General features: G+C 45.3%; 19 protein-coding genes. 10 read left to right on the top strand and 9 right to left on the bottom strand.

The features are described from left to right. Positions 1 to 131 precede the first annotated feature (131 nt). The 4 genes from fcl to dinB all read right to left on the bottom strand — a co-directional run bounded on the left by fcl (position 132) and on the right by dinB (position 6,314). Entirely contained in the window at positions 132 to 1,070 is a 939-nt protein-coding gene (gene fcl, locus AABK39_RS10670) for a GDP-L-fucose synthase (protein ID WP_338391335.1), read from the bottom strand. Between the two features lie 29 nt (positions 1,071 to 1,099). Beyond that, positions 1,100 to 2,209, bottom strand: a complete 1,110-nt coding sequence (gene gmd / locus AABK39_RS10665) for a GDP-mannose 4,6-dehydratase (RefSeq protein WP_338391334.1) — start codon at positions 2,207 to 2,209, stop codon at positions 1,100 to 1,102. Between the two features lie 139 nt (positions 2,210 to 2,348). After that, positions 2,349 to 5,132 (bottom strand): hypothetical protein, encoded by a 2,784-nt coding sequence (locus AABK39_RS10660; RefSeq protein WP_338391333.1) that lies wholly within the window; start codon positions 5,130 to 5,132, stop codon positions 2,349 to 2,351. Between the two features lie 99 nt (positions 5,133 to 5,231). After that, positions 5,232 to 6,314, bottom strand: coding sequence for a DNA polymerase IV (dinB, locus tag AABK39_RS10655; RefSeq protein WP_338391332.1), 1,083 nt, complete (start codon positions 6,312 to 6,314; stop codon positions 5,232 to 5,234). A gap of 261 nt (positions 6,315 to 6,575) precedes the next feature. On the opposite strand from dinB, the gene AABK39_RS10650 reads away from it, so the two are divergent. Together AABK39_RS10650 and AABK39_RS10645 are read left to right on the top strand one after the other, a co-directional pair. After that, positions 6,576 to 8,045 (top strand): sulfatase, encoded by a 1,470-nt coding sequence (locus tag AABK39_RS10650; RefSeq protein ID WP_338391331.1) that lies wholly within the window; start codon positions 6,576 to 6,578, stop codon positions 8,043 to 8,045. Between the two features lie 31 nt (positions 8,046 to 8,076). After that, a complete protein-coding gene (locus tag AABK39_RS10645) occupies positions 8,077 to 9,627 on the top strand; it encodes a sulfatase-like hydrolase/transferase (protein WP_338391330.1) in 1,551 nt (516 codons plus the stop codon). A gap of 89 nt (positions 9,628 to 9,716) precedes the next feature. Here AABK39_RS10645 and AABK39_RS10640 read toward each other — a convergent pair whose 3' ends face one another. Both AABK39_RS10640 and AABK39_RS10635 read right to left on the bottom strand, forming a co-directional pair. Next, positions 9,717 to 10,529 (bottom strand): DUF1338 domain-containing protein, encoded by an 813-nt coding sequence (locus AABK39_RS10640; protein WP_338391329.1) that lies wholly within the window; start codon positions 10,527 to 10,529, stop codon positions 9,717 to 9,719. Positions 10,530 to 10,722: 193 nt separating this feature from the next. After that, a complete protein-coding gene (locus tag AABK39_RS10635; RefSeq protein WP_338391328.1) occupies positions 10,723 to 12,006 on the bottom strand; it encodes an anthranilate synthase component I family protein in 1,284 nt (427 codons plus the stop codon). A gap of 184 nt (positions 12,007 to 12,190) precedes the next feature. Here AABK39_RS10635 and AABK39_RS10630 point away from each other — a divergent pair, with 184 nt between their 5' ends. Next, positions 12,191 to 12,697: a gamma carbonic anhydrase family protein gene (locus AABK39_RS10630; protein ID WP_338391327.1), complete on the top strand. Its 507-nt coding sequence runs from the start codon at positions 12,191 to 12,193 to the stop codon at positions 12,695 to 12,697. Between the two features lie 237 nt (positions 12,698 to 12,934). Continuing rightward, positions 12,935 to 13,345: a BT0820 family HAD-type phosphatase gene (locus AABK39_RS10625; RefSeq protein WP_338391326.1), complete on the top strand. Its 411-nt coding sequence runs from the start codon at positions 12,935 to 12,937 to the stop codon at positions 13,343 to 13,345. Here the strand turns inward: AABK39_RS10625 and AABK39_RS10620 are convergent, their stop codons facing one another. Next, positions 13,346 to 14,296, bottom strand: a complete 951-nt coding sequence (locus tag AABK39_RS10620; RefSeq protein WP_338391325.1) for a M90 family metallopeptidase — start codon at positions 14,294 to 14,296, stop codon at positions 13,346 to 13,348. It lies immediately after the preceding gene. Between the two features lie 129 nt (positions 14,297 to 14,425). Here AABK39_RS10620 and AABK39_RS10615 point away from each other — a divergent pair, with 129 nt between their 5' ends. Continuing rightward, the gene (locus AABK39_RS10615; protein ID WP_338391324.1) at positions 14,426 to 15,595 is read left to right on the top strand and encodes a C1 family peptidase; all 1,170 of its coding nucleotides are present in this window, start codon (positions 14,426 to 14,428) and stop codon (positions 15,593 to 15,595) included. Between the two features lie 66 nt (positions 15,596 to 15,661). On the opposite strand, the gene AABK39_RS10610 is transcribed toward AABK39_RS10615, so the two are convergent. Then, complete coding sequence (locus tag AABK39_RS10610) at positions 15,662 to 17,404, bottom strand: glycosyl hydrolase family 18 protein (protein ID WP_338391323.1); 1,743 nt, start codon at positions 17,402 to 17,404, stop codon at positions 15,662 to 15,664. Between the two features lie 141 nt (positions 17,405 to 17,545). Next, on the bottom strand, positions 17,546 to 19,669 hold the full coding sequence (locus AABK39_RS10605) for a thioredoxin domain-containing protein (RefSeq protein ID WP_338391322.1): 2,124 nt from the start codon (positions 19,667 to 19,669) through the stop codon (positions 17,546 to 17,548). A 137-nt stretch (positions 19,670 to 19,806) separates the two neighbouring features. Between AABK39_RS10605 and AABK39_RS10600 the strand changes: the two genes are divergently transcribed. The 5 genes from AABK39_RS10600 (at position 19,807) to AABK39_RS10580 (ending at position 24,580) form a co-directional block, all read left to right on the top strand. After that, entirely contained in the window at positions 19,807 to 20,790 is a 984-nt protein-coding gene (locus AABK39_RS10600) for a GSCFA domain-containing protein (protein ID WP_338391321.1), read from the top strand. 6 nt (positions 20,791 to 20,796) lie between these two features. Further along, complete coding sequence (locus tag AABK39_RS10595) at positions 20,797 to 21,321, top strand: hypothetical protein (RefSeq protein ID WP_338391320.1); 525 nt, start codon at positions 20,797 to 20,799, stop codon at positions 21,319 to 21,321. Between the two features lie 21 nt (positions 21,322 to 21,342). After that, positions 21,343 to 22,761, top strand: a complete 1,419-nt coding sequence (locus AABK39_RS10590; protein WP_338391319.1) for a CCA tRNA nucleotidyltransferase — start codon at positions 21,343 to 21,345, stop codon at positions 22,759 to 22,761. Between the two features lie 73 nt (positions 22,762 to 22,834). Beyond that, complete coding sequence (locus tag AABK39_RS10585; RefSeq protein ID WP_338391318.1) at positions 22,835 to 23,569, top strand: hypothetical protein; 735 nt, start codon at positions 22,835 to 22,837, stop codon at positions 23,567 to 23,569. Between the two features lie 213 nt (positions 23,570 to 23,782). Beyond that, positions 23,783 to 24,580, top strand: a complete 798-nt coding sequence (locus tag AABK39_RS10580) for a polysaccharide biosynthesis/export family protein (protein WP_338391317.1) — start codon at positions 23,783 to 23,785, stop codon at positions 24,578 to 24,580. Positions 24,581 to 24,585 lie beyond the last annotated feature (5 nt).

Below are 24,585 nucleotides of genomic sequence, written 5' to 3'. Positions count from 1 at the left end.
TTGTGGCCGGGTGGTCCGATAAACGGCTAATACGGAAAAATAGGAAGAAGAGGTAGAAAAAGAAACCCGCAAAAGGTTTCTCTTTGCGGGTTTCGTGTCGGGTGGGCATATTTTTATACCGGCGGAGATCCTCAGAGTTTCGGGAAAACGTTTTCCGTAAAATCTTTATATACGGCAGTGATGCCGTCTTTTAAGCCGATTTTATGGCTGAATCCCATATTATGGAGTTTGGATACGTCCATAAGCTTGCGAGGGGTTCCGTCCGGTTTTGTCTCGTCGAAATTGAGTTCGCCTTCGTAACCGACAACTTCTTTGACTGTGAGGGCCAAGTCTTTTATCGAGATGTCCTGACCGGTACCGACATTGACCCATCCACCTTCGTTATGCTCTTCCATAAGGAAAAGGCATGCTTGAGCCAGATCATCGACGTGGAGGAACTCGCGTTTTGGCGACCCCGTTCCCCAAATTTCCACGAAAGGGAGATTGTTGACTTTCGCTTCGTGGAATTTACGGATCAAGGCCGGCAACACGTGCGAATTGTTCAGGTCGTAGTTGTCGTTAGGACCGTAAAGGTTGGTAGGCATCGCCGAGATGAAGTTGCTTTCGTATTGGTCGCGGTAAGCGTCGCAGAGCTTGATGCCGGCGATTTTTGCGATAGCGTAAGGCTCGTTTGTCGGTTCCAATTCGCCGGTGAGCAGGTATTCTTCCTTAATAGGTTGCTCTGCGAATTTCGGGTAAATGCAAGACGAACCGAGCGAAAGAAGCTTTTCCACTCCATGAGCGTGACTTTGGTGGATTACGTTTGCCTCGATCATGAGGTTGTCGTAAATAAAGTCGGCTCTGTAAGTGTTATTTGCGTGAATGCCACCAACTTTTGCGGCGGCCAGAAAAACGAATTCGGGTTTTTCTTCTGCAAAAAATTTAGCGACAGCGCTTTGGTCCCTAAGGTCCAGTTCGCTGGAAGTTCTGGTGATGATATTGTCAAAACCAGCGCTTTCTAAAGCCCTGACAATAGCCGACCCGACCATGCCACGATGTCCGGCAACGTATATTTTCGAATGTTTTCTCATTGCGGTTGTGATTTTGTTACCGAGTGGGATTATTCGAAATAGTTATTAACCTTGTGACCTCCTTCGATCAAGTATTGATCACGCTTGAAGAGTTCCAAATCAGAAAGAACCATATCTTTCACCAATGCTGGAAGATCATATTCGAGTTCCCAACCCAGCTGTGTCTTCGCTTTTGTCGGATCGCCGATCAGAAGTTCCACTTCGGTAGGGCGGAAGTAACGAGGATCCACTTTTATTACTTCTTGGCCTTCGGGAAGTTTGAACTCGCCAGTACATTTCTTCACATAACCGATTTCGTTTACGCCTTCGCCTTTGAATTCCAGCTCAATACCGAGTTCGGCAAATGCCATTCTGGCGAAATCGCGGACCGTAGTGGTGATTCCAGAAGCGATAACGTAGTCTTCAGGAGTGTCGACCTGGAGCATGAGCCACATGGCTTGAACGTAGTCTTTGGCATGACCCCAGTCGCGTTTGGCGTCGAGGTTGCCGAGGAACATAGTGTCTTGGAGGCCGAGGGCTATTCTTGACGTGGCGCGGGTGATTTTTCGTGTTACGAAAGTTTCTCCACGTAATGGGGACTCATGGTTGAAGAGGATACCGTTTACGGCGAACATGTCATAAGCCTCGCGATAGTTTACCGTAATCCAGAAACCGTACATTTTTGCAACAGCGTATGGTGAGCGAGGGTAGAATGGCGTAGTTTCCTTTTGCGGAATTTCCTGAACCTTTCCGTAAAGCTCCGAAGTGGAGGCCTGGTAGATTCTGGTTTTCTTTTCAAGGCCTAGAATCCGGACAGCCTCGAGAATTCTGAGAGTTCCCATTCCGTCCACGTCGGCGGTGTATTCCGGTGAGTCGAAGCTTACCTTAACGTGCGACATTGCGCCCAAGTTATATATCTCGTCAGGCTGTACCTCCTGAATGATCCGGATAATGTTGGTGGAATCTGTCAGGTCGCCGTAGTGAAGAATGAAATTGAGATTCTTCTCGTGCGGGTCTTGGTAGAGATGATCGATCCTATCGGTATTGAAGAGCGAGCTTCTACGCTTGATGCCGTGTACTTCGTATCCTTTTTTGAGTAAGAATTCGGCAAGATATGCGCCGTCTTGGCCGGTAACACCAGTGATCAAGGCCTTTTTCATGGCAAGAAAATAATGCTTTAAAAATGATTGTTTTTTCTTTAAAAAGTAAAATTAATGGCTAGGGTGATAAAAGCCCAGTATTCGATCGAATTTTTGAAAATATCTTTTCATTGTGATATGGATTAGTGGTTGATTATACTCAGCGTCGGCGTCTAGGCGCTCTCGGAGGGTTTTGGACATGCTGGCGGAGTTCGGCTAGTGTGGGTTGTCCGAACTTGTCAAGGAGGTGGTCCCAGTTTCGTAACATCCATTGAACATCCCCTCTAGTACCGGCTCGACCAGCTTCAATAGCGGTGATTTGCTCTCTGAGAGTAGTGTTGTTGGTGACAAGGTGTAAAAGGCCTTCCATAAAACCTAAGTCAAATTGTCGGCGGTCAAAACCTTTCGCCCCTGAGTTGGTGCGCAACGAAGCTTCGACCCGGGCGGAAAGGCTCGTTTGTCCTGTAGTGGAGAATTCTCCATAGAATCGATCAACCAAGAACCTGAAGTCGTCGCCCCTTTCGGCCGGTTGTTCTCGTTCCTCTTCTTCCTCAAAGTCGTCTAATTGTGGTCGGTTAGGATCAAATACATTTCGTAATGGCACTAAACCCAAGTTGTCGATCTGCTGATCGATTGCCCCCAAGTTTTGATGTTCAGGGTCGAAAAGTACATTATTGAGTGTCGCATCAATGGAAAGCCTGTCAGTATTTCCCATAAGGAGATCATAAGCGGTCAGTTCTCCCATTTTCCTTGAAAAATCGGTGAGAGTGGTGACCGTATGAAGTCCCCTTCGTCTGGAAGTCACTTGATGGGACCCCGGGAGCTTGTGCATTACGAGATATGTGTTTCCTTGACCATGAGTCTTTGCGGTGAGACTTACTCCGGCGGCGCCCCTGTTGCTGTGCCTCAGGGCTAAGTTCCCAACACCCTTATGTTTTTCATCCCTAACGCCTACAAACTCTGTACGGGGCACTGTGATATTTCCAGACTGTAAAATTCTGATTATTTGTGTAGCTACATCTTGGTTCTTGGCGATATCCGGGTCATCGAATATTTTTAGTACATAATTGTTCCTTGTGGTGTCTCTGAGTGAAAAAGTGTCTCCAGCGCCAAGTGCGGTCGCATATACTTCCCTAACCTTATTTGGCTCGAAACCGCGATCGACTTGTAGTTGTCCTTCGTTGAGTTGTGGAACCTGTGACGGATCCAAACCGGCTTCATCCATTGTGGCGGAGACGTGCCCTGAGCGAGTCCGTCCGGTAGGAGAGCTGGTTGTGGGCGAAGTGGTTGTTGGACCAGGTGTGGCGCCTGAAGGTTCCTCTTTTTTCTTGCCTTTTCCTTTTCCCTTACCTTTTCCGCCACCAGTTGCTTGTGGAGGTGGTTGGGGGACTCTCCTTTGACCCGGACCATGGTCGGCGGCGTAACTGTATTCCAAAGATCTGGCAACATCAAAATCGTCGATATCGTCAAGTACTTCGTCATCCCGTATTTCGTAAACGTGGCGAGCAAACCTATTCAAGTCGCGGGCGGTTTGGGCGTCTCGAAGGTTGTGGACGTTTACAATTGTACCAGTGTCTATTTTCCCTGCTTGGTCAGCCGGTTCCACTAGCCTGAGCGGAAATCCGGACTCGGACCGGAGCATGTTTTCCACTTTTAATCCGGATTTTCGTGAAGTTTCGGCGTCTGTGTGAGCGCCATGTCTTGAGGCCAACGATTCTGCCATTATATCGGCCATTTCGAGATATTGTGGACGCAAAGTGAGGTTGCCCGCTCTTTTTTCTGTGTCCCAGTGCTGATCCCGGACCAAGACAGATGTCATTTTAGATTTGCTCCCTGGGAATTTCACTTTGATAGGCGAGACTTCCTCTTGCCAATCAGCCATTGCGTCGTCAAGGCTATCGAACTTGACTGGACGTCTCGGACGGCGTCTTCTGCGAAAAGCATTGCAGAGTCTGCCTCCACAGCCATGGTTTTCGTCTTCATCATCTTCCAGTTGGGGCGGACGGTGTTCCTGAAGGCGTGGGATTCTGGAAATCTTCGGACTCGGGAAGTCTTCTCTGCCAGGCACAATAGTTATTTCGCTATTGGCGTCAGGATTTTCCAGAGCTTTCTCAAGCAGTCTTTTTCCGGTTTTCGAATAAAGCATTTTGGCGAACTGAGCCAATTTGTGCTTTCTGAATTCAGCGAATTTATGATCCGGAAGTTGTGGAGTGTCTTGGGCCGTCGCTGGAGTTAAATCCGGAGTGGCCGAAGTTCTGGCAGGTGCTGGAGGTCCTCCGTTCTGAAACTTGATATTGCCTGAACCGGATACTAGTGTTTGCCACATATCACGGATGTCTTGGCGATACTCCTCTAATGTTTCCTCATCGTCTTGGGCTATAACAAAATCATCGTCTCCGTCAAACTGATTTAACGCAAACTTATTTGTCCTTTCAGGTACCCAAATAGGGTAGTCTTTATCTATGCAAATTCCGACGAGTATTTCGAATTCCTCTTCTACCTCGTCCCAAAGTTCAAAGAAGGCCTGGATATAGACGGGCAGGTTTTTTCCCGAACCCTTAATCGGGTTTTGTTTGTGCCAACTGAGCAGAATGCTTTCCAAGTTTTCGAGAATTTGGAATCTGCGATAAACGTTGGCGATGGTATCGGTATTTCTTCTCGCCATTATTTGCCGGTAGGCTTCCAAAGCGAGATCAATCGCAAGGATTTCCCGCTGTTTGTGCCTTTTTCCGTAGCGAGTTCTTTCCAAAAACGACAGAGGAGACATTAAAGCCTGTATTGGCGGAGCCGGATTAGGGTGGCGTTCTCCAAGCAATTGCGCAATTTGGGCTTGTCCTCGAATGAAAGTCCGTCGGTCAGAAAACGTGCTCGAACCTGTTCCCGAAGCTCCAGAGAGCCGGGAATCTTGGGTTGTGCGCACTTGTTTTCTGTGGGGATCAAACATTCTGTTTTGGCTAGGAGAAAATATCGCTTTGGACTTTATAGAGCCTATCCCTAGCTAAACTGGAAATGTAGGTCGGTAGTTATTTTTCTTTTGAAGGATTTAAAGATCCGGAAATGGGATTTTGATTTGTTGTCCTTCCAGTTCTTCGGGTTTTTTGAGGTTGGAAAGGCTTGCGCCCAGCAAACGCACTTCCCGGTCACGTAAAGGGGCTTGCTGTAATAATTCCTTGATTACCGGAAGCAGGTCTTCGTAAGAGCGGACGGGGTTGGGGAGGGTTTTGCTCCGAGTGATTTGGACAAAGTCACTGAACTTAATTTTCAGCGTGACTGTTTTTCCTGCTGACATTGATTTTTCGGCTCTTCGGGAAACTTCTTTCACAATATCATCCAGCCGTGCGCCCATTTCGCCTAAATCGGAAATGTTTTCTTCGAAAGTCCTCTCCGCTCCAATGGATTTTCGTTCACGCGACGAAATTACAGGGCGATCGTCGATACCGCGAACGATATTATAGAAAAACTTTCCGGCTTTTCCGAAGTGTAGCCGAAGTGTGGGAAGGTCGGCTTTGGCCAAATCGGCGCCTGAGTGTATACCGAGCGCTCGCATACGTTCGGCGGTGACCTTTCCAATGCCATGAAATTTAGCGATTGGAAGTTTTTCGAGGAACTCTTGGGCTTGGTCGGGCAAAACCACCGTGATTCCGTCGGGTTTGTTGAAGTCGGAAGCGGTTTTGGCGATGAACTTATTGTACGATACTCCGGCGGAGCAAGTCAGTTGAGTGGTCTCGAAGACCTCTTTTCTGATTTGTTCCGCAAGCAGAGTCGCCGAAGGCGGGCCTTGTTTCGGTTCGGTTACGTCGAGGTAGGCCTCGTCGAGCGAAAGAGGTTCCACCAAGTCCGTGTAGCGATGGAAAATCTCCCTTATTTGTGCGGAAACCCTTTTGTAGACATCAAAACGGGATTTGACAAGGATTAGGTGAGGGCATTTTTTCAGCGCTAATCCATTGGGCATGGCGGAACGAACCCCAAATTGCCGAGCCTCGTAACTGGCAGTGGCCAACACTCCGCGCCGTGATGTGCCGCCCACGCCGATAGGCTTTCCTCTCAAAGCGGGGTTGTCCCGTTGTTCAATAGAGGCGTAAAACGCGTCCATGTCGATATGGATGATTTTCCTGAGCTCTTTCACGGCAGAAACAATTTACGACAATTATTTTGACGTTTTAGTTTTTGTGAAATTATCCACTAAAAATAATAGCTGTCATATTTCCGGAATTATCCCTTATGTTGGGTCAATGAATGGGTAAAGTCAGTCCGATTATGTATATGGATGTTCGTAAACGGGTTACTATGTCCCATAAGCACAAGAATAATCTCATCAAGAACATTTTTGAAATGGAAAGGAATTCAGACAAATAATATTTGTAGGAAACCACGCACTTTTGATGTTATGATTGATTTTTATAGAAAGATAGCGCTTGCCATTTTCGCCTTTTGCTTAGTGGCGCAAGCGCAGGGCAAAGGAAAAAAATTAAGGAAACCGAATGTCGTCGTTTTGTTTGTCGATGATATGGGTTGGACCGATTTGGGATGTTTCGGAAGCAAATTTTACGAGACGCCGAACATCGACGCCTTAGCCGAAGACGGGGTTCGTTTTACGAACGCTTACGCAAACTGTACGGTTTGTTCGCCTTCGAGAGCCTCGATGATGACTGGGAAATACCCGGCAAGATTACATTTGACCGATTGGATCCAAGGGCATTCGTATTTGGCGAAACACTCTGCCAAGCAAGTTCCGGACTGGACGATGAAACTTGATCCAAAGGAAAAAACCGTTGCGGAAATCCTGAAAGACGAAGGCTACACGACCATGCACGTAGGCAAATGGCATTTGGGCGAGGACGAAACCGACTGGCCAGAATACCACGGCTTCGACCATAATGTGGGAGGTTGGTCAAGAGGAGCTCCAAAAGGCGGATATTTTTCGCCTTATGATAACCCTAGGCTAAAGGACGGCCCGAAAGGCGAACACCTGACCGACAGGTTGACCGATGAGGCGATTAAACTTATCGGTGAAAATAAAGAGAAGCCGTTTTTCCTGCATTTCGCTTTTTACGCCGTTCATACTCCTTTGCAGGGCAAAAAGGATTTGGTGGAGAAATACAAGCGGGTTGCCAAGCCGGAAATGCCTCAAAGACATCCGATTTACGCCGCAATGGTGGAGGCCATGGACCAGAATGTCGGGCGCTTGGTCGAATACCTGAAGCAAAATGGCCTTTACGAAAACACATTGATCGTTTTTACCAGCGACAACGGCGGGTTGGTCAACCGTTATCAGCTTCACAGAAACCCGAATCATACACCGACAACCAACAACCTCGGGTTGAGGTCAGGCAAAGGCGACATGTATGAAGGAAGCGTGCGCGTTCCGATGTTCGTGACTTGGAAAGGCGAAGTGCCGTCGGGAAAAACGACGGACCAAGTGGCAATGACGATGGACGTAAAGCCGACAGTGCTTGATTTCTTGGGTTTGAAGAAAAAATATAAGCCGGAGTTCAAGGCAATGGACGGGCAGAGCCTTCGCAAGACTTTGATAAAAGGAAAGACCGATGACGATCGCCCCGTTTTCTGGCATTATCCGCATTACCATTACCAAGGAGCTGTGCCTTATGGAGCGGTAAGGTCGGGAGATTGGAAATTGGTCGAGATTTACGAAGACGGAACGACCGAACTTTATAACCTGGCCAATGACTTGGAGGAAACGCATGACCTTTCGGCTTCGAACCCGGAAAAAACGGCCGAACTGAAAGTTATGCTTAATGATTGGAGGAAAGAAGTCAAGGCGCAAATGCCAGTAGACAACCCTGATTTTGATCCTAAGAAAAGTAACCATTTAAAGTATTTGGAACTGAGGAAATAATCAGGGATTCCAACGCAAAAATATTTTTACGATGAAAAAGTTTTGGAGAAGAATAACCGTGAACGCTCTGGCGGGCCTCACGGGACTTTTTTTGCTTTCATGTGGCAAAACGGATAAAAAACCGCTCAATATCTTACTGATCACGGCAGATGATCTGAACTATAATTCCGTTGGGGCTTTCGGATCAAAAATAGACGATATTACGCCCAACCTTGACCGCTTGGCGTCTCAAGGAAAAGTTTTCAACGATGCCCATGTGACTATCGCCGTTTGTCAGCCGAGCCGTGGCGTATTGATGACGGGGAAATATCCGCACAGAAACGGAATTCCCGGATTCCATAAAACGAATATTCCCGACCTCCCGACTTTGCCTGAAGAATTGCAAAAAGGAGGTTACGCTATCGGTTTGTTGGGGAAAATGCACCATTCATCCCCAAAATCCGATATTCAGTGGGATGTTCAGTTGGACGGTTTCGGAAGTTTGGGACTTGGACGAGATCCGGAAAGGTACTATGAGGAATGTCTAACCTTTCTGAACAAGTCTAAAGAAGCGGGCAAGCCGTTTTTCCTAATGGCTAATTCGCATGATCCGCACAGGCCATTCGCCTTGAGCGACCAGGAACAGTGGGCGATTAACGGCAAATATTGGAACGGAAAAGTTCCCCGGAAACCATCTAGGGTTTATAAGCCCGAAGAGGTGAACGTTCCGGATTTTCTGCCAGACCTTCAGCAGGTAAGGCTTGAGATGGCGGAATATTACACGTCCGTTCACCGATTGGATGAAACAGTCGGGAGAATTCTTGACGCTTTGGAGGAATCGGGAATGGCCGACAATACGTTGGTGATGTTCCTTTCCGATAACGGAATGGCCTTTCCGTTCGCCAAAACAAACTGTTACCTGAACAGCACTCGAACACCGTGGATCGTGCGTTGGCCGGGTGTGGTGAAAGCGGGAACTTCGGATTCGGACCACGGAATTTCGGGAGTTGATTATATGGCGACGGTATTGGACGCCGTTGGTCTCCCGGAGCCGTCGTCGATGGACGGGCACAGTTTCTTGCCTTTGTTGGAGGGCGATAAGCAAGAGGGAAGAGAGTTCGTTTACACTCAATTTAACGAGACTTCCGCGCGCAGAAGATTCACTATGCGTTGCGTTCAGGACGGAAATTTCGGCTATATTTTCAGCCCGTGGTCCGACGGTAAATTGGCTTTTAAGAACGAGTCCCAACATGGCCGAACGTTTAAAGCCATGCGTGCCGCCGCCGATTCGCTTCCTGAAGTTGCCACTAGAGTCAAGCTTTTCGAAAATAGGGTAGTGGAGGAGTTTTATGATCTGAAAAACGATCCTGACGCCTTGAAAAACTTGGCCAATGATCCGCTTTATAAGCAAGAAAAAGAACGATTCGAGAAAGCTTTGGAAAAATGGATGGTAGAGATGGAAGATCCGGCTTTGGAAGCGTTCAGAAAAAGGAATGATCCGGAAGCGTTAAAAGCGTTTATGGACCAAGAAAATAAGGACGCAAAAGAGTTGAGTAAGATGGCTAAAGGCCACGAAAGAATGGAAGAAACACGAAGGTGGTGATCCGTTAATATTAACTATAAACGACAAGAGGCTATCCGTTCTGCGGATAGCCTCTGATTTTTCACAAAGTTTGGAGTGTTACTTTGCCTTTAAGATTTTCTTTGGTTCGTACTTTCGAAGATTTTGTCGGCCGATTTGGCTATGAAACCTTGGAATAGCTCGCCGTCCTTTTTAGGGTATCTCATTGCGAACTCATAATAGCAAGCCGGGATTTTTTTCGTGTTTTCGCAATCGAAAGTTACGTCTACTTTCCCCGCCAAGGTCGAAGACTGTTCAAGCATTTGGTCCTTGCTTCCCTTAATGGCACCGCCACTTTCGTTAAGGAGGAAACCGTTCTCGCGAACAAGGGCGTTTAGGTCCGTCATATTGTCGAGGCTGTTGAGTTCATTGGCCAAAACGGTGAAATGATTCGCTCGGAAACCAAAAACAGAAAGCCAAGCGGCGTATTCGCTTTTTTCGAGCAACTTCTCATATTCGTCGAGCGTAACGGTCCAAGGCCTTCCCGAAACGCAGAACGCGAAATTGTCAGAGGCGTTTTCCGGAACTTGGCTAAGCATGCGGTTAACGATCTCGTTGAGCTCGGCGTCAAAGTCTTCAAGGCGAAGTTCGCTGATGAAGATTTTCGGCTTTGTCTTGTCGGGGTGCTCGAAGTGTTTGGCATTCAGTTTTTTGGACGGAAAGTCGTAGTTCCCGGACTCAACGTATCCAGATGCGAGGAAAGGCTTGGCCAGAACGTCAACACAGACCGAAGGGTGGTTGAAAGTCCGGAAAGCGATGTGATCGTTGATTACGTCCTCGTCCCTTTCCACAAAAATATTGTGGATTTCGAGAGCGTGGGGATTAAGGGTGATGTAATCGCTCCACAGTTTGTCGAGCAATTGATCGAGTGTGGAAATGTTCATGGTTTATTTATTTTGGGTTAATGCAACTCCAAAATAGCCAAAAAATGGAAAATCAAAAAGATGTTTTTATCTAAAAATACGCTTATTCAATCATGAAATAAACATGAAAGATGACTATGCGCTCATTTATTTTTTTCAGAAACCGAATAAGAAACCAAGGGTGTCTCGAATAGGCTGATTTTTCTTCCGATGGTTAATTGGAAATGCCCAAAACGCTTAATATCGCAGAAGCTTTGAGCATACATTCTTCGTATTCTTTTTCCGGAATAGAATCGATGGTGATGGCGCCCCCAACTTGAAAAGAAAGCCGTCCGGATTTTTCGTCAAGGAAAATACTGCGGATTACTACATTGAAATCGAAATCCATTTCTGGATCAAAAAAACCTACGGCTCCGGAGTATAATCCGCGTTTGCTTTTTTCGTAATGCTCGGCAAGTTCCATCATCCTAATTTTAGGAGCTCCGGTCATACTTCCCATCGGAAAGGCATTTCGGATGGCTTCGATAGGGCTAAAACCGGGGCGCAATTGGGACGTGACGGTGGAGATCATTTGGTTTACCTGCCGGAAGCCATAGATACCGAAAATTTCTTCCGGAACAACCGACCCGTAAACGGAACTGCGGGCAAGGTCGTTTCTGACCAAATCCACAATCATCAGGTTTTCGGCCCTTTCTTTTGGGTCGTTGAAAAGTAGGCTCTTGAGCTCTTGATCCTCTTTATCGTCTTCACCTCTCCTTATTGTTCCTTTTATCGGCTGAGAAATAAGTTTGTCGCCTTTTTTCTTAATAAACCTTTCCGGACTTGCGCAGAGAAGATGTTTCTTCCCGATTTTTAACCAAGCCGAAAATGGTGCGGGCGATTTTTCATTTAGTTTGAGATAAAAGTTTACCGGATTCTGTACGTTACCCGTTGCTGTGAATTCTTGGCACAAATTGATTTCGTAAATATCACCTTCAACGATATGGTCCTGTAGCTTTTTAACCGTTTCCAAGTACTCTTTTTTTGAAAAACGGGGTAGAAGCACTCCACAGGATAGTTCTTTTTCGGCTGTTGCCGTTGTTTTTTTTATTTCTTCGAAGATTTCCTTGGGCGCCCGGAAGGAACTGATTTCAAGACCGTTTTCAGTAAAGGTGATTAAAGTTTCCGGGCAAAAAAACATCCCTTCTGGGAAATCGATAAAACTCGGATTTTGGCTGTAGAGATTCTCTATTTCGTTTTTGAGATCATAACCGAAATAGCCAAACCACCACTCTTTTGAGTTTTCGATTCCGCTTTTTGTTTTCTCGAAGAATGGAGAGGTACCGGAGGTTATAATGTCATTTGCGCCAACAGCCAGCAAGTGGGGGAACGGTCCGTGCGGATAGTCGATGGAATTCGGGTTTAGATAAGCCACATGGGCGTAGCCATTCGCCCAGCTGAGTAGCTGCCTTATGTCTAAACTCGTATCGAAATGTTGTTTTTTTCTGGCTTTATCCATCCCTGCGGGCCTTTCTGTGGGTGTTGTTGATTACCGAACCGGTCGCGAATATAATTATTGCCTCGTGATTTCTCATTTTAAGTTTACTATATTGAATTCGTATAATGAACGTTTACGTATCGGTGTGCGGTACTTCGCGAAATAGAACCGTGGCCGATGGATTTTTGATTTAGAAGACAGTAGTATGGCTTTAGTGAGGAGCGTTAAGGGAATGGACCCGAAAATGGGCAAAGATTGCTGGTTGGCCGAGACGGCCGTGGTAGCTGGTGATGTCGTAATGGGTGATAACTGTAGCGTTTGGTACGGTGCCGTAATCCGTGGGGATGTAAACAGCATCAAGATAGGAGACAGGACTAACGTGCAGGACAACGCTGTTATTCACTGCACTTACCAAAAGCACGAAACGGTTATCGGCAATGACGTGACGATTGGCCACGGCGCTGTAGTGCACGGCTGTGAGCTTAAGGACAAGGTCCTTATAGGAATGAACTCTGTTGTAATGGATGGCGCTGTGGTGGAATCGGGAAGTGTGATTGCCGCTGGAGCTATTGTTTTGGCCGGAACACAAGTGGAGCCTGGTTGTGTTTATGCTGGAATTCCGGCTAAAAAAGTGAAAAAACTTTCGGAGGAAGAGATCGCTAATATGGCTAAGGTCTCTGGAAGATACCTGGAATACGTGAAATGGTATTAAGTCTCCGTGTTTTTCGGACATAGATTCGTCACTGTTTATGTCTGGTTATGGTGTCGCAGGAGTGAAATAGGTGTTCAGGTTGGAATCGTTTTGCTCCTGTGGTAATTTTTTGGTGAATGTTGGTGGTTGTTTGAAATCATTTGGTTACATAAAAATTATGTAAATAATCGTAGTTTAATTTGTGTAACCAAAGGAGTGCTACGACCTTTGTGTGAAGTGTTATTTTTCTAAGCAGTTATGAAAATCGCAATCGACTTTGACGGTACCATAGTGGAAGACCGTTACCCTAAGATAGGGAAACCTATGCCTTTCGCCTTCGAAACGATGGCGGGGTTGCAGGATCGGGGACACAAATTGATTTTGTGGACCGCCCGTTCAGATGAATCGTTGGATAAGGCTGTTGAGTTTTGTCTGGCCAATGGCTTGGAGTTTTATGCGGTAAACGAGAGCTATCCCGGAGAAAGGCTAAAAGAACGGGAAAGCAGAAAAGTGCTCGCCGATTTGTTTATTGACGATCGGAATTTGGGTGGTTTTCCTGGCTGGAGCCAAGTATGGTCAACCTTGACGGCAGAAGAAGAAGCCCATAGCGAGGCCGAATTCGAATTTTCGAGAGAGAAATCTTGGATAGAGCGTTTGTTCAGCAAATAATTAATGCCTTTCAGAGGAAAGGATGGCTTTGGGGTCTTGACCATACATTAACTTGAGAAGCTTGTAAAGTTCAGGGTAATGTTGGGCAAGACTATTCGGAGCCATAAAAAAATGCTCGCTGATTACGGCGAAAAATTCGGCGTTGTTTTCCAAGGCGTATGGATCAATGATCGTTTCTTTTCGCCTCATTTCCTCTGAAATTTTACTGACCTGCAAATCCCAGCCTTTCTTTGTTTTTGCATCGAAAAGTAAAATCGGGTCACCGTCGGTTTGCCCGTCAAATTTATCGATAAGGTGGGCGCACTCGTGAATCACGACATTGTGTGGGCTCGCTCCGTCCCATGAAAAACGCCAAAGATCTGGTTTGCTGATGATCATCGTGTTTTCTAGGCTTCCTTCGCCTACCATTCCTAGGATTTCCGGAGAATCACCAGCGAAATGTGAAGTGTTGAAATCTGAATCGAAAGAGTTTGGGTACAAAAGGATCTCGTGTAGGTTCTGATAGTTCCAATCGACCTTTAATATCGGAATTACGGCGAAAGAAGCTATTAGCAAACGGTCTTCGGGGTGCACGATCGTATCGATACCGGTAATTTTTGTTGTGTTTAGAAACCCTGACATTTTGTCTTTAAAGGTCTCTTTGTCGTCTTGGTTTAAATTTCTGTAATAGCAGTTTTTTTCGGAAATAAAGGCTTGCCAGTTGTCGGGGAGTGTTTCGCCCGTTTTATTTTTCCCAAAAATTCTTTTTTCAAAATAAAACACACAGACAACGGCCAAAACGCTAGTGCCGAATATTAACGCTTTTTCGGCTTTGGTCGTAAAGTGTGAAGAGGCTAAATGTCCTAAGGTGAATACGAGCAAAACGGTTATGGACAGGGTTAAGATACGCTTCATGCCAGTGGGGGAAATGTACATTTTCACAAGAGAAAACGCCTCTGTTTTGTTCCGCATCGTGTTTTGGTTGTGCGGGCTTTCTTTTTTTCGGTGGGTTTGGGTATACGCAAATTTGTTGTTCCGGCGAGGGAAATTAATGTGGATCTAGTTATTTTGCGCAGGTTTAAGTCTAAAAAGGTATTTAGTATGATAAATAATCACCTGAGTCGCCTGATGATGATGGCGGTAGCGCTTTTTGCATTCGGTACAGCAAGTGCGCAGAAAACTGTTAAGAATAAAAAGGATGGAGCTTACACATTTACGATCCTGAAAAATAACGATGCGCACGCTGTGCAGAATCAGAATAGGACCGGTACTTGCTGGAGCTTTTCTTCTCTTTCGTTTTTTGAGTCGGAATTGGCCAGAATGGGCAAAGGGGATTACCACCTTTCGGAAATGTTCGTTGTAAGAAATACTTACATGGACAAGTCTGACAGATATGTCCGCATGAACGGCTTTTTGAACTACGGACCTGGTGGCGCATTTCACGACGTTCGTAACGTAATCCGCGACCACGGTATGGTGCCAGAGTCGGTTTACGGTGGTTTGAACTATGGTTTTGACAAGCATAATCACGGCGAGATGGACGAAGTTCTCCTCGGAATGGTTAAGGCCGTAGTGAAAAATAAGAGCCGTCGCCTGACGGATTCGTGGAAACCGGCTATTTCGTCTACATTGGACGCTTACTTGGGCGAAGCTCCAAAAACGTTTGAAGTTGACGGAAAAGAGTACACTCCTGAGTCATACGCCAAGGAATCTGGATTGAATCCTGACGATTACGTTGAATTGACATCTTACACGCATCACCCGTTCTATTCGAAATTCATCATCGAAGTGCCGGATAACTGGGCTTGGGACGAGGTTTATAACCTGCCGATAGACGAGTTTATGGCGGTTATGGAAAACGCTATCGAAGAAGGCTACACTATCGCTTGGGCCGCTGACGTGAGTGAAAAAGGATTTTCGCACAAGAACGGTTTGGCTGTAGTGCCAGATTTCGATGCCATGTCTAAGAAAGAAAAAGAGAAGATGTGGGATAATGTGATTCCGGAATTGAAAATCACTCAGGAGATGAGACAAAAAGCTTTTGATGATTACCGTACGACAGACGACCACGGAATGCACATCACTGGCTTGGCCAAAGATCAGGACGGCAAGAAATTTTACATCGTTAAAAACTCGTGGGGCGATGAGTCAAACGAATGTGGAGGATATTTCTATGCGTCTGAGAATTTTGTCAAATACAAGACCATGGATATCATGATTCATAAGGATGCGATTCCAAAGAACATCCGTAAGAAACTTGGCCTTAAATAATTAAAGAGCCTCAAATATGAAAAAGCCGGTGTGAGCCGGCTTTTTTTATGCCTTATATTTTTTTGGTCAGGGCAACTTCCCCCGATGCGAGCTTGTAAGGCCATGAATTAAGAAGAACGCGACGCCACCCAAGAATATCCCGATGACCAAAGCCACCATTCCATTGTCAATGCCGTCGTTCAGTAGGAAAAATGTAGTGACACTTGCCAGTACAATGAAGATGTAAACGTATCTGTATAGTTTCTTTTGGAAGAACTGTTCCTGAACTCTCCAATCCAAAAGCGAAAGCGCCGCACCGATTATTAATGCGAAAAACACGATCATCAAAGCTATGGTAATAACCGGTTCGTATTTTACGATACGGTGAGCCATCGTATAGGTGAACTTCGGTTTGGAAGAGATTGGACTTATCGCCACAACAGAATCTTGGGCAATATTCTGGCTGATCGCTCTCCAGAACGGTTCATGCACTCTTTTGTCTACGATTGACCAAAAAGCTAAACCTCCAGTATTGTAATCAATTGCCCAATCAATTTTCTCTTTGAGCGATCGTTCGTCCTCAAACCAATAAACTTTGTCACCGCTTAGCAGGTAGTTGCTGGCGTATTCCGGGTCATAAACCGCCTCTCGTTTTCTGTTTGGGAAATTGAGTTCCATATTTTCGAAAGGAGAATATTCGACGAAGGAGCCTCGGAAATTTTTCCGGTTTTTCATTTCCCAGACCATAGCGTAGTCATAAACGTTGAATATCGTTTTGTTTGGGGAAATACCTTTGTTTGCGTAGAAGTTAAGCGCCGAATTCATGCTGTGAACATTCCCCTTTCCGGAATGAAGGGGGAAAGGAGGTGAAATATGTTGATTATTCGAGTATGAATAATCATCCTCAGGATGGTTGACAATCAGAAAGCAGTCAACGTATTTGTTCAGGTCCGAAACATCGAAATTCTCGTCGCCGTTTGCAGGGACGGTGAGGTATAATTGTAGATCACCGGCTTTGTCCATTTCGGCGGCGAGTTTAAGTACAAAGCCTGTAAACGCATCGTAATGTTTGTCCGGTATAGGGTGAAAGTCTATGTTGATGCCAGCCCCGTTTTTTGACATTACCGTGTGTACTACCGAGTCGATAAAGGTTTCTTGGGCGTATGGGTTGAGTAGAAAGGCGGTGTTTCCTTCCTGTGAGTAGCTTGTGGCGGTTAGTAGACTCCGTATGCCGAAAGTGTTGGCCGTATCGACCAACGCTGTTTTTTTCCAATCAGAGATGGCTTGTGGTTCGTTCGGCAGGCCTGTGTACGGATCGATGTTATATGAATAGAAAAGTATATCGGTGATTAGATTCAGATTGATATTATTGAAGTTTTCGCCTTGCCAATATGGGTACCAGATCACGGATTTGAAGCCGGGGCGTTTTACCCTAATATCCTTTCTGATTTTATAATATGTGTTGGTCTGCTCGTTCCAAAATACACTGTCTGTTTCGGGGTTTATATTATTGAATCGGATCGATTTTTTTCCGTTAACAAAAGTATAAACGTCTTTATATTGCCCGACAGGAGCGGGATGGTCCACTATAATGTCTACTCCGTTTTGTGTTGAGTCGCTGGAAGTCACGGCTTTGGCCGAACCCTTTTTGCCGGTAAGCTTGTCAAAAGTCTTTTCCAGCTTTTTGTTTTTCTTCTTCCTTTTCGAAATCTGCTTTACGCCTTTATAAAGCTTCTTCTCGACTTTGTCTAGCGCTTTGATCTGGGCGTAAGCTTTCTCGGAAGTAAAAAGGGCGAAAGCGATTAGGAGTATGGGTAAGAGTTTTTTCATATCCTTAGGCATGACCAAGAAAGATGCTCAAACTGCCGTTTAAGCATGAAGAATTAGAATAAGGTCAGTTTTCCTAAGTTAAAATCAATAAAAGACTCGGATTGTTTAATGTAGGCTCCCCAAATCGGGGAGCCGAAGGATTTATGGCAATAATTTCAGAGCTTCAGCGACTGTCTGTACGGGCTTGGAGCAGGTCTTGCCGTAACAAACATAAAAAGTCGTTTTGCCGTTGACGGCATTTTTTTCTTTAAGAAGTTTCCGTTTGGATGAGGGCTTTTCACTCGCCAAAATCACAATGCCGGGAGTTTGCTTCGCTAATATTTCCCGTGCCGATTCTCTCGCTTTTGGCCCGACTATCACCACTTCGGCGACGGTAGATGACCTGAGGACGGAAGATCTGGCCCAATGGTGCAGGTGCCTGAGGCCTCTGTTGTAAAGCGGTTCGATATTGCTTAGCATTTTGTCCGCCATTTTTATGTATTCGTCGTTGGCGTCGAGATGGCCGAGGCGAAGAAGCACATGTGCCATGACGGCGTTTGAGCTGGGAATGACGTTGTCGTACAGTTCTTTTTTGCGGATAATGAGTTCGGACCCGCCTGTTTCGGCGAAGAAAAAGAAGCCGTCCGTTTTATCGTAGAATTTCTCGATCGCTGTTTTGGTTAAAGCTTCGGCTTCCGTTAGCCATTTGTCGTCCGCCGTAATTTGGTAAAGCGAGATCAGGGCATCGGCGAGTAGGGCGTAGTCTTCGGAAAAGGCTTTGTTGTATGCATTTCCGTCTTTATACGCCCGGAAAAGGTTTTCGCCTTGTTTTAGGTTTTTGATCAGAAAGTGGGCGTTCGCTAGGGCCATTTCCAAATAAATCTTGTCACCGAAGACTGTGTACGAGTCCACTAAACCGGAAATTGTGAGTGCGTTCCAAGAGGTAATTGTTTTGTCATCAAGCCCTGGTCGGATTCTTTTGGAACGTTTATCGAGTAGGGTCGACTTTAATGATGCGATTTTGGCTTTTAGCATACTCTCCGAGACGCCGATTTTCTCGGCGAAATCTTTAGGGTTTTGAGAACGGAAAAGGATATTTCTTCCATGTTCCCAGTTGCCTTGCGCCGTAGCGCCGTAGTATGTTTTTATTAATTCGAAATCTCCTTCGGAAAGGGCGCCTGTTAATTCCTGATTTTCCCAGACGTAAAACCGCCCTTCTTCGCCTTCGCTGTCGGCGTCAAGCGCCGAATAGAAATTGCCGTGTTCGCCGGTCATTTCCCGCTTTAGGAAAATGGCGGTTTCCATGGCCGCGTCCCGGAATTCCTCATTGCCGGAGTGCGCGTAACCTTTGGCCAGAAGGCTAAGCAATTGGCCGTTGTCGTAGAGCATTTTTTCGAAATGCGGGGCGAACCATCTTGAGTCGGTGGAATATCTGGCGAATCCGCCTCCGATTTGATCATAGATTCCGCCTCTGACCATGGCTGTAAGCGTTTTTTCGCCGGCTTCGTAAAAATCCATGTTTCCAGTGACTGAGCGCATGTCGAAAAGGAAGCTCCAAACGGAAGGCATCGGGAATTTTGGTGCGCCGACAAAACCGCCGAGTTCGAAGTCCACCCCGTCGGTTAGGGTTTTGGCGTGCATTTCCAAGTCGTTTAGTTGAATTGGGGCGGAGCCGATTTCCGAAGAAGAGAAAGCGGAATTGCCTTTTTTTAGGGTTGCCACCATGTCTTCGGCGGATGCCAGAACGTCGTCTTTTCTTCTTTTATATGTTTCTGAAACATTGACAAGTATGCTCGTCCATTTTTGTGGAGGATAATACGTGCCTCCGAAAAAGGGCTTTTTGTCAGGAGTTAGAAAAACATTTAAAGGCCAGCCACCACGAATACCCATCCGTTGTACGGCGTCCATATAAATAGCGTCTATGTCGGGGCGTTCCTCGCGGTCCAGTTTAATGCAGACAAAGCGATCGTTCATCACATTCGCGATCTCTTCGTTTTCGAAGGACTCACGCTCCATCACATGGCACCAGTGGCAAGAAGAATATCCGACGCTTAGCAGGATAGGTTTGTCTTCTTTTATGGCTTTTTCGAAAGCTTCGGGTCCCCAAGGGAACCAATCCACCGGGTTGTGGGCGTGTTGGAGCAGGTAGGGGCTGGATTCTTTAATGAGGCGGTTGCTGTGCATTTTTTTCAAGTGATTGTCATTTTGCCTGTCTTGCGCTTTGCAGTTTGCCAAACACAAAACAAAGGCGAATATTGTTGTCCAAATTCGGGTTTGGGTATACATTGTAGGTCGGTTTTTCCAAAAAAGTGACATGTTAGGTTTATGTTGAGTGCCGTCACTTTTCGAATGTGAGCGTTTGGTTATCTTTGTGGCCAGACAAAGGCAAGTTAAGTGAATTTTCGACCAAAAAATTGAATGCGATGGACTTTCGTGCCGAATTGGTTTTGCCTCCGTCTCCCTGGAAGTTGGGCTTGGAAGACGGGATTATGACAATAGGTTCCTGTTTTTCCGACGTGATAGGTGCCCATCTTTCGGAAAACAAGTTTCGTGTTCTGGCCAATCCCTTCGGAACATTATTTAATCCTTTGACGATCTTCCGGTCTCTTAATGATGCGATCGAAAACGCTTCGTTGGAAGACGAGGATTTTATCGAAAGGGACGGCGTGCATCTTAATTTCCAGTTTCATTCCGATGTTTTCGCGAAGGAAAGGGGAAGTCTGGAAAAAGAGATTGGTGTAAGGAAACTGAGGGCAATGAGCTTTTTGAAAGCATGCAAGGTCATATTCATTACTTTCGGAACCTCTATTGTTTATCATAGAAAAGACTCAGGAAGGTTGGTTTCCAATTGTCATAAACGACCCGCTAAGGAATTCGAAAGGCGGATGCTGTCCGTAAACGAAATTACGGATGGTTTTACGTCTTTTGCGTCAAGGTTGTCGTCGTTGAATCCGGATTGCCGAATTGTGCTTACGGTAAGTCCGGTACGGCATCTGCGTGACGGAATGGAGGCGAATAGTTTGAGCAAAGCCGTATTGAGAGTGGCGTGCGGGGAACTTGTGGATTCTTTTGAGAATGTTTCCTATTTCCCAAGTTATGAGTTGGTGACGGATGATTTGAGGGATTACAGGTTCTTTAAAAAAGACCTCACTCATCCGAATGAAATGGCGGAGGAATATGTGTGGCGGAAGTTTGTAGGGCATTATTTTTCCGAAGAGGCCGATGCGTTCTTGCGGAAATGGGAAAAAATAAAAATGGCTTTGGAACACAGACCGTTGCATTCGGGGACGGAGTCGCATCAAAAGTTTTTGATGAATACACTGAAAAAACTAGAGACTCTTACTCGAGAAATAGATGTGGAGGAAGAAATTTCACAGGTGAAAAATGAATTGGAAAAAATAAAGTGAGGAATAATGATGAGAGAAGCCGTTGCGCATCTTAGAAATGAGGAATATATACTTATAGATGCTGGAGCCAAGACATTTCTGTTGGGAGATATCCGCATTCAGAGTTGTTATGAGAATGCGAGAGAGAAGCTGGGCGAATTGATCGTTCATCAGGAGGTCTTGGTGCCGGATGTCGGTTGGATTCAGGATTACGTCACGAAAATGCCCGACTTGGCTTGGGATATAATCGATTTTTCTGAAAAACCGCTTTCAATCTGTCTTCCGGGTGGCAGGCATGTGGCCGAAGGACTACTCGAAAATGATGGAGGATTGTTTGTGCGGGTTTGCAAGGAAAAAGCTATCCATAAGCTGATCTACAACTTTGGAAGGGGAGTGTTTTGTTTGCACCTGAAGGCTTCTGCCAAGGATGTCGGTGTTTTGACACTGGACAAGAAAGTCTTACATTTGCAGGCTAGCGAAATAGGTTTCGAACCTAATCCAAAGCGTATGTCTTTGGGTTTGGAAGGAGAGGTGAAATTCTGGGACGCATAGGGCGTCCGGTAAATTTGGAGAATGAATTACGCAACGTTTTTAGAGAAGAATAAAATATTTGCTCAAATTTCAGAAAGCGCCGAGTCGCTTGGATTGGAGACATATGTGATTGGTGGTTTTGTCAGGGATATTTTCCTGAAAAGACCGTCCAAAGATATAGATGTAGTATGCGTAGGCAGCGGAATAAAGCTTGCCCGCGAGGTAGCCAAACGATTGGGTGACGCAAAAGTCACGGTTTTCAAAAATTTCGGAACGGCGATGATCAACGCCGGCGAATGGGAAGTGGAGTTTGTAGGAGCGAGGAGAGAGTCTTATAACAGGGATTCTCGTAAACCGATTGTGGAAGACGGTACGTTACAAGACGACCAAAACCGCAGGGACTTTACAATCAACGCCATGGCCTTGAGTCTGAACAAAGAGAATTTCGGCGATTTGATAGACCCGTTTGACGGAATGGAGGATCTGCGTGACATGACGATGAAGACGCCTCTTGACCCCGGGATAACATTTTCGGATGATCCGTTGCGTATGATGCGGGCTATTCGATTTGCCTCACAGCTTTCTTTCGATATTGAGCCTGATACCTTTGCGGCTATTTCCGAAAATACTCACAGAATCCGGATCGTATCCAAAGAAAGGATAGCGGACGAACTTAATAAGATTATACTGTCTAAAACGCCCTCTTACGGATTTAAATTGCTGTTTCATTCGGGTTTGTTGAAGGAGATTTTTCCCGAAATGACAAACCTGCATGGCGTTGAAGTAAGAAACGGAAAACGGCATAAAGATAATTTTTTCCATACCTTGCAGGTGTTGGACAATGTTTCCGAGGTTTCGGATGATTTGTGGTTGCGTTGGGCTGCGATTCTGCATGATATCGCAAAACCACAGACAAAGCGCTTTCATCCGAAAGCGGGGTGGACATTCCATGGTCATGAAGATTTGGGCGGGAGAATGGTGCCGAAGATCTTCAGGAAAATGAAATTGCCGTTGAACGATAATATGAAGTTCGTTCAAAAGCTTGTCCGTCTTCACCTGAGGCCGATTGCTTTGGTGAAAGAGACCATTACGGATTCTGCGCTCAGAAGATTGCTCTTCGAAGCCGGAGATGACTTGGAAAGCTTGATGAAGCTTTGTCGCGCCGACATTACGTCAAAGAACGACAAAAAAGTGAAACAGTATCTTTCCAATTTTGACGAAGTGGAAAGGAAATTAGAAGATGTGGAAGCTCGTGACCAGGTCCGTAATTTCCAACCGCCAGTCACGGGGGAACAGATCATGGAGTTTTTCGATTTGAAGCCAAGCCGTACGGTAGGGGAGATTAAAGACGCTATTAAAGATGCGGTTTTAGAAGGTCGAATTAGGAATGATCACGAGGAAGCTTGGGCATTGATGAAAGAGTTGGGACTGGAAAAGGGCCTGACTCCTAAAAGTGAATAAATATATCAGAAAAGCAACCTGATCGATTGGAATTAGAATAGTCAGGTTTTATTAAACCCAAATATTTTTTGTTATGAGATTTTGTGCAATAATCGTATTCTTTATTTTGGCTATAGGTGCGTCTGTGCCTTCTGTGGCTCAGGATAATGAAGCGAATAAAGAGAGTGAAAAGGAAGGGAAAGCTAATTCTGTGTTATCAAACCCTTTGTTCAGGCTTAATCAGCAAGTATATATCCGGGCGAGGAAGTATAATGATACGGAAGTAGCTAAGGATGCCCTTTACAGGATGGTAACGATGGATCCAGCTAACGATTCGCTGTTATTCCAGTTGGGCTATTTGTACTATGAGCAAGGGAAGTTTTTCTCGTCGGTATTCGTTATGAATGATGTCTTGAGCTTAAACCCGGACTATGAGGCAGCGTTGGAAATTTCAGGAAGTTCTTACCAACGGATCGGTGCTTTGGAAAAGTCGGCTCAGGCTTATGAAACGTTATATTTGAAAACTCAAGACATAAATGTATTGTATAGGTTGGCTTTTGTTCAGTATGATCTGAAGAGAGATAGCGAAGCCGAGGCCAACGCTAACATTATTCTTAAATCCCCGAAAAGCAAAGAGATTAAATTGCTTTTTGAAGGAGATAATAAGAAAAATGTTGAGGTGTCGATGTCCGCTGTCGTATTGAATCTCAAAGGGTTAATCCAACTGAGAGCGGGGAATAAAGGTAAGGCGAAGGAGTTTTTCGAAGAGTCGCTGAAGGAGGCTCCAGAGTTTTCGTTGCCCAAAAAAGAGCTGGATAAGTTGAAATAATCCATTTTATTTTTGTGAAAATTTTAAAGTATCAGTATTCCCTGATACTTTTTTTAATTAACTTGCCCCCGTTTTTAAGAGAATATTTAAATCTCAGAGCGTACAAGCTTAAGCTTTATTTTGTCGAGGAAAATGAATTGGATCTCAAAGGGAGGGGTATGTTTTCTGTTCATGTTGCTTTTTAGCGCATGTGTTACAAAACGGAAGGTGACATTGTTGCAACCGGATCACGAATTAGAAAATGTGAAATCTGGTGAAGTTTATTCGACTTATAAATTGCCCGACTATGACCTAAGGTTAAAACAAGGCGATATAATATCGATTAGAGTTGGGTCGATAGATCAGTCAGATCTTGATTTTATATACAAGTATGCGTACGAAATGGGCGAATACTTGTACTTGAAAGATCCTTCAAGTAACAGGGTGAACAATCAACAAGTCCCTTTAACTCCAAATGGCGGTATAATCAAAGGGCCAACCCAATATGATAAGGCTTTAGGGTTTAAATTAAGTGAAAATGGAAGTGTCGAGCTTCCGAAATTGGGGAAAGTGGGACTTGATGGGATGACCATTACCGAAGCCGAAAAACTTATAGAAGATAAGCTTAAGGATGGATATTTGGACAATCCGATAGTGCGTGTTCAGATATTGAATTTCCGTTTTACTGTTGTAGGCGAAATCAAATCGCCTGGAGTCTATACAACTTATAAGCCAAAAACAACATTGTTTGAAGCATTATCTTTTGCCGGCAACTTTGATGAGTTTTCAGACCGTAAAGAAGTCAAAATTGTCAGGAAGCGGAATGGCGCCTCTGAAGTTGCCTATGTCAACATGTTAGATGAGAATTTTTTAGCCTCGAATTACTATTACATACATCCGGGCGATGTAGTTGTGATTGCTCCGTTGAAGGCAAAGGCATTTAGGAATTATGGTTTAAAAGATATTTCTACCACCTTCCAGTTATTGACAGCGGCCGTTTCTATCGTGGCGCTAATTAAATCACTCAATTGATAATA

Origin of the sequence: Fulvitalea axinellae (assembly GCF_036492835.1) — a bacterium.
Classification (GTDB): Bacteria; Bacteroidota; Bacteroidia; order Cytophagales; family Cyclobacteriaceae; genus Fulvitalea; species Fulvitalea axinellae.
This window is presented reverse-complemented; position numbering and strand designations above follow the sequence as displayed.

Excerpts from the sequence above, each read along its gene's own strand:
- fcl (WP_338391335.1), bottom strand. The coding sequence starts at position 1,070 with ATGAGAAAACATTCGAAAATATACGTTGCCGGACATCGTGGCATGGTC.
- gmd (WP_338391334.1), bottom strand. The coding sequence starts at position 2,209 with ATGAAAAAGGCCTTGATCACTGGTGTTACCGGCCAAGACGGCGCATAT.
- AABK39_RS10660 (WP_338391333.1), bottom strand. The coding sequence starts at position 5,132 with ATGTTTGATCCCCACAGAAAACAAGTGCGCACAACCCAAGATTCCCGG.
- AABK39_RS10650 (WP_338391331.1), top strand. The coding sequence starts at position 6,576 with ATGATTGATTTTTATAGAAAGATAGCGCTTGCCATTTTCGCCTTTTGC.
- AABK39_RS10645 (WP_338391330.1), top strand. The coding sequence starts at position 8,077 with ATGAAAAAGTTTTGGAGAAGAATAACCGTGAACGCTCTGGCGGGCCTC.
- AABK39_RS10640 (WP_338391329.1), bottom strand. The coding sequence starts at position 10,529 with ATGAACATTTCCACACTCGATCAATTGCTCGACAAACTGTGGAGCGAT.
- AABK39_RS10635 (WP_338391328.1), bottom strand. The coding sequence starts at position 12,006 with ATGGATAAAGCCAGAAAAAAACAACATTTCGATACGAGTTTAGACATA.
- AABK39_RS10630 (WP_338391327.1), top strand. The coding sequence starts at position 12,191 with ATGGCTTTAGTGAGGAGCGTTAAGGGAATGGACCCGAAAATGGGCAAA.
- AABK39_RS10625 (WP_338391326.1), top strand. The coding sequence starts at position 12,935 with ATGAAAATCGCAATCGACTTTGACGGTACCATAGTGGAAGACCGTTAC.
- AABK39_RS10620 (WP_338391325.1), bottom strand. The coding sequence starts at position 14,296 with ATGCGGAACAAAACAGAGGCGTTTTCTCTTGTGAAAATGTACATTTCC.
- AABK39_RS10615 (WP_338391324.1), top strand. The coding sequence starts at position 14,426 with ATGATAAATAATCACCTGAGTCGCCTGATGATGATGGCGGTAGCGCTT.
- AABK39_RS10610 (WP_338391323.1), bottom strand. The coding sequence starts at position 17,404 with ATGAAAAAACTCTTACCCATACTCCTAATCGCTTTCGCCCTTTTTACT.
- AABK39_RS10605 (WP_338391322.1), bottom strand. The coding sequence starts at position 19,669 with ATGTATACCCAAACCCGAATTTGGACAACAATATTCGCCTTTGTTTTG.
- AABK39_RS10600 (WP_338391321.1), top strand. The coding sequence starts at position 19,807 with ATGGACTTTCGTGCCGAATTGGTTTTGCCTCCGTCTCCCTGGAAGTTG.
- AABK39_RS10595 (WP_338391320.1), top strand. The coding sequence starts at position 20,797 with ATGATGAGAGAAGCCGTTGCGCATCTTAGAAATGAGGAATATATACTT.
- AABK39_RS10590 (WP_338391319.1), top strand. The coding sequence starts at position 21,343 with ATGAATTACGCAACGTTTTTAGAGAAGAATAAAATATTTGCTCAAATT.
- AABK39_RS10585 (WP_338391318.1), top strand. The coding sequence starts at position 22,835 with ATGAGATTTTGTGCAATAATCGTATTCTTTATTTTGGCTATAGGTGCG.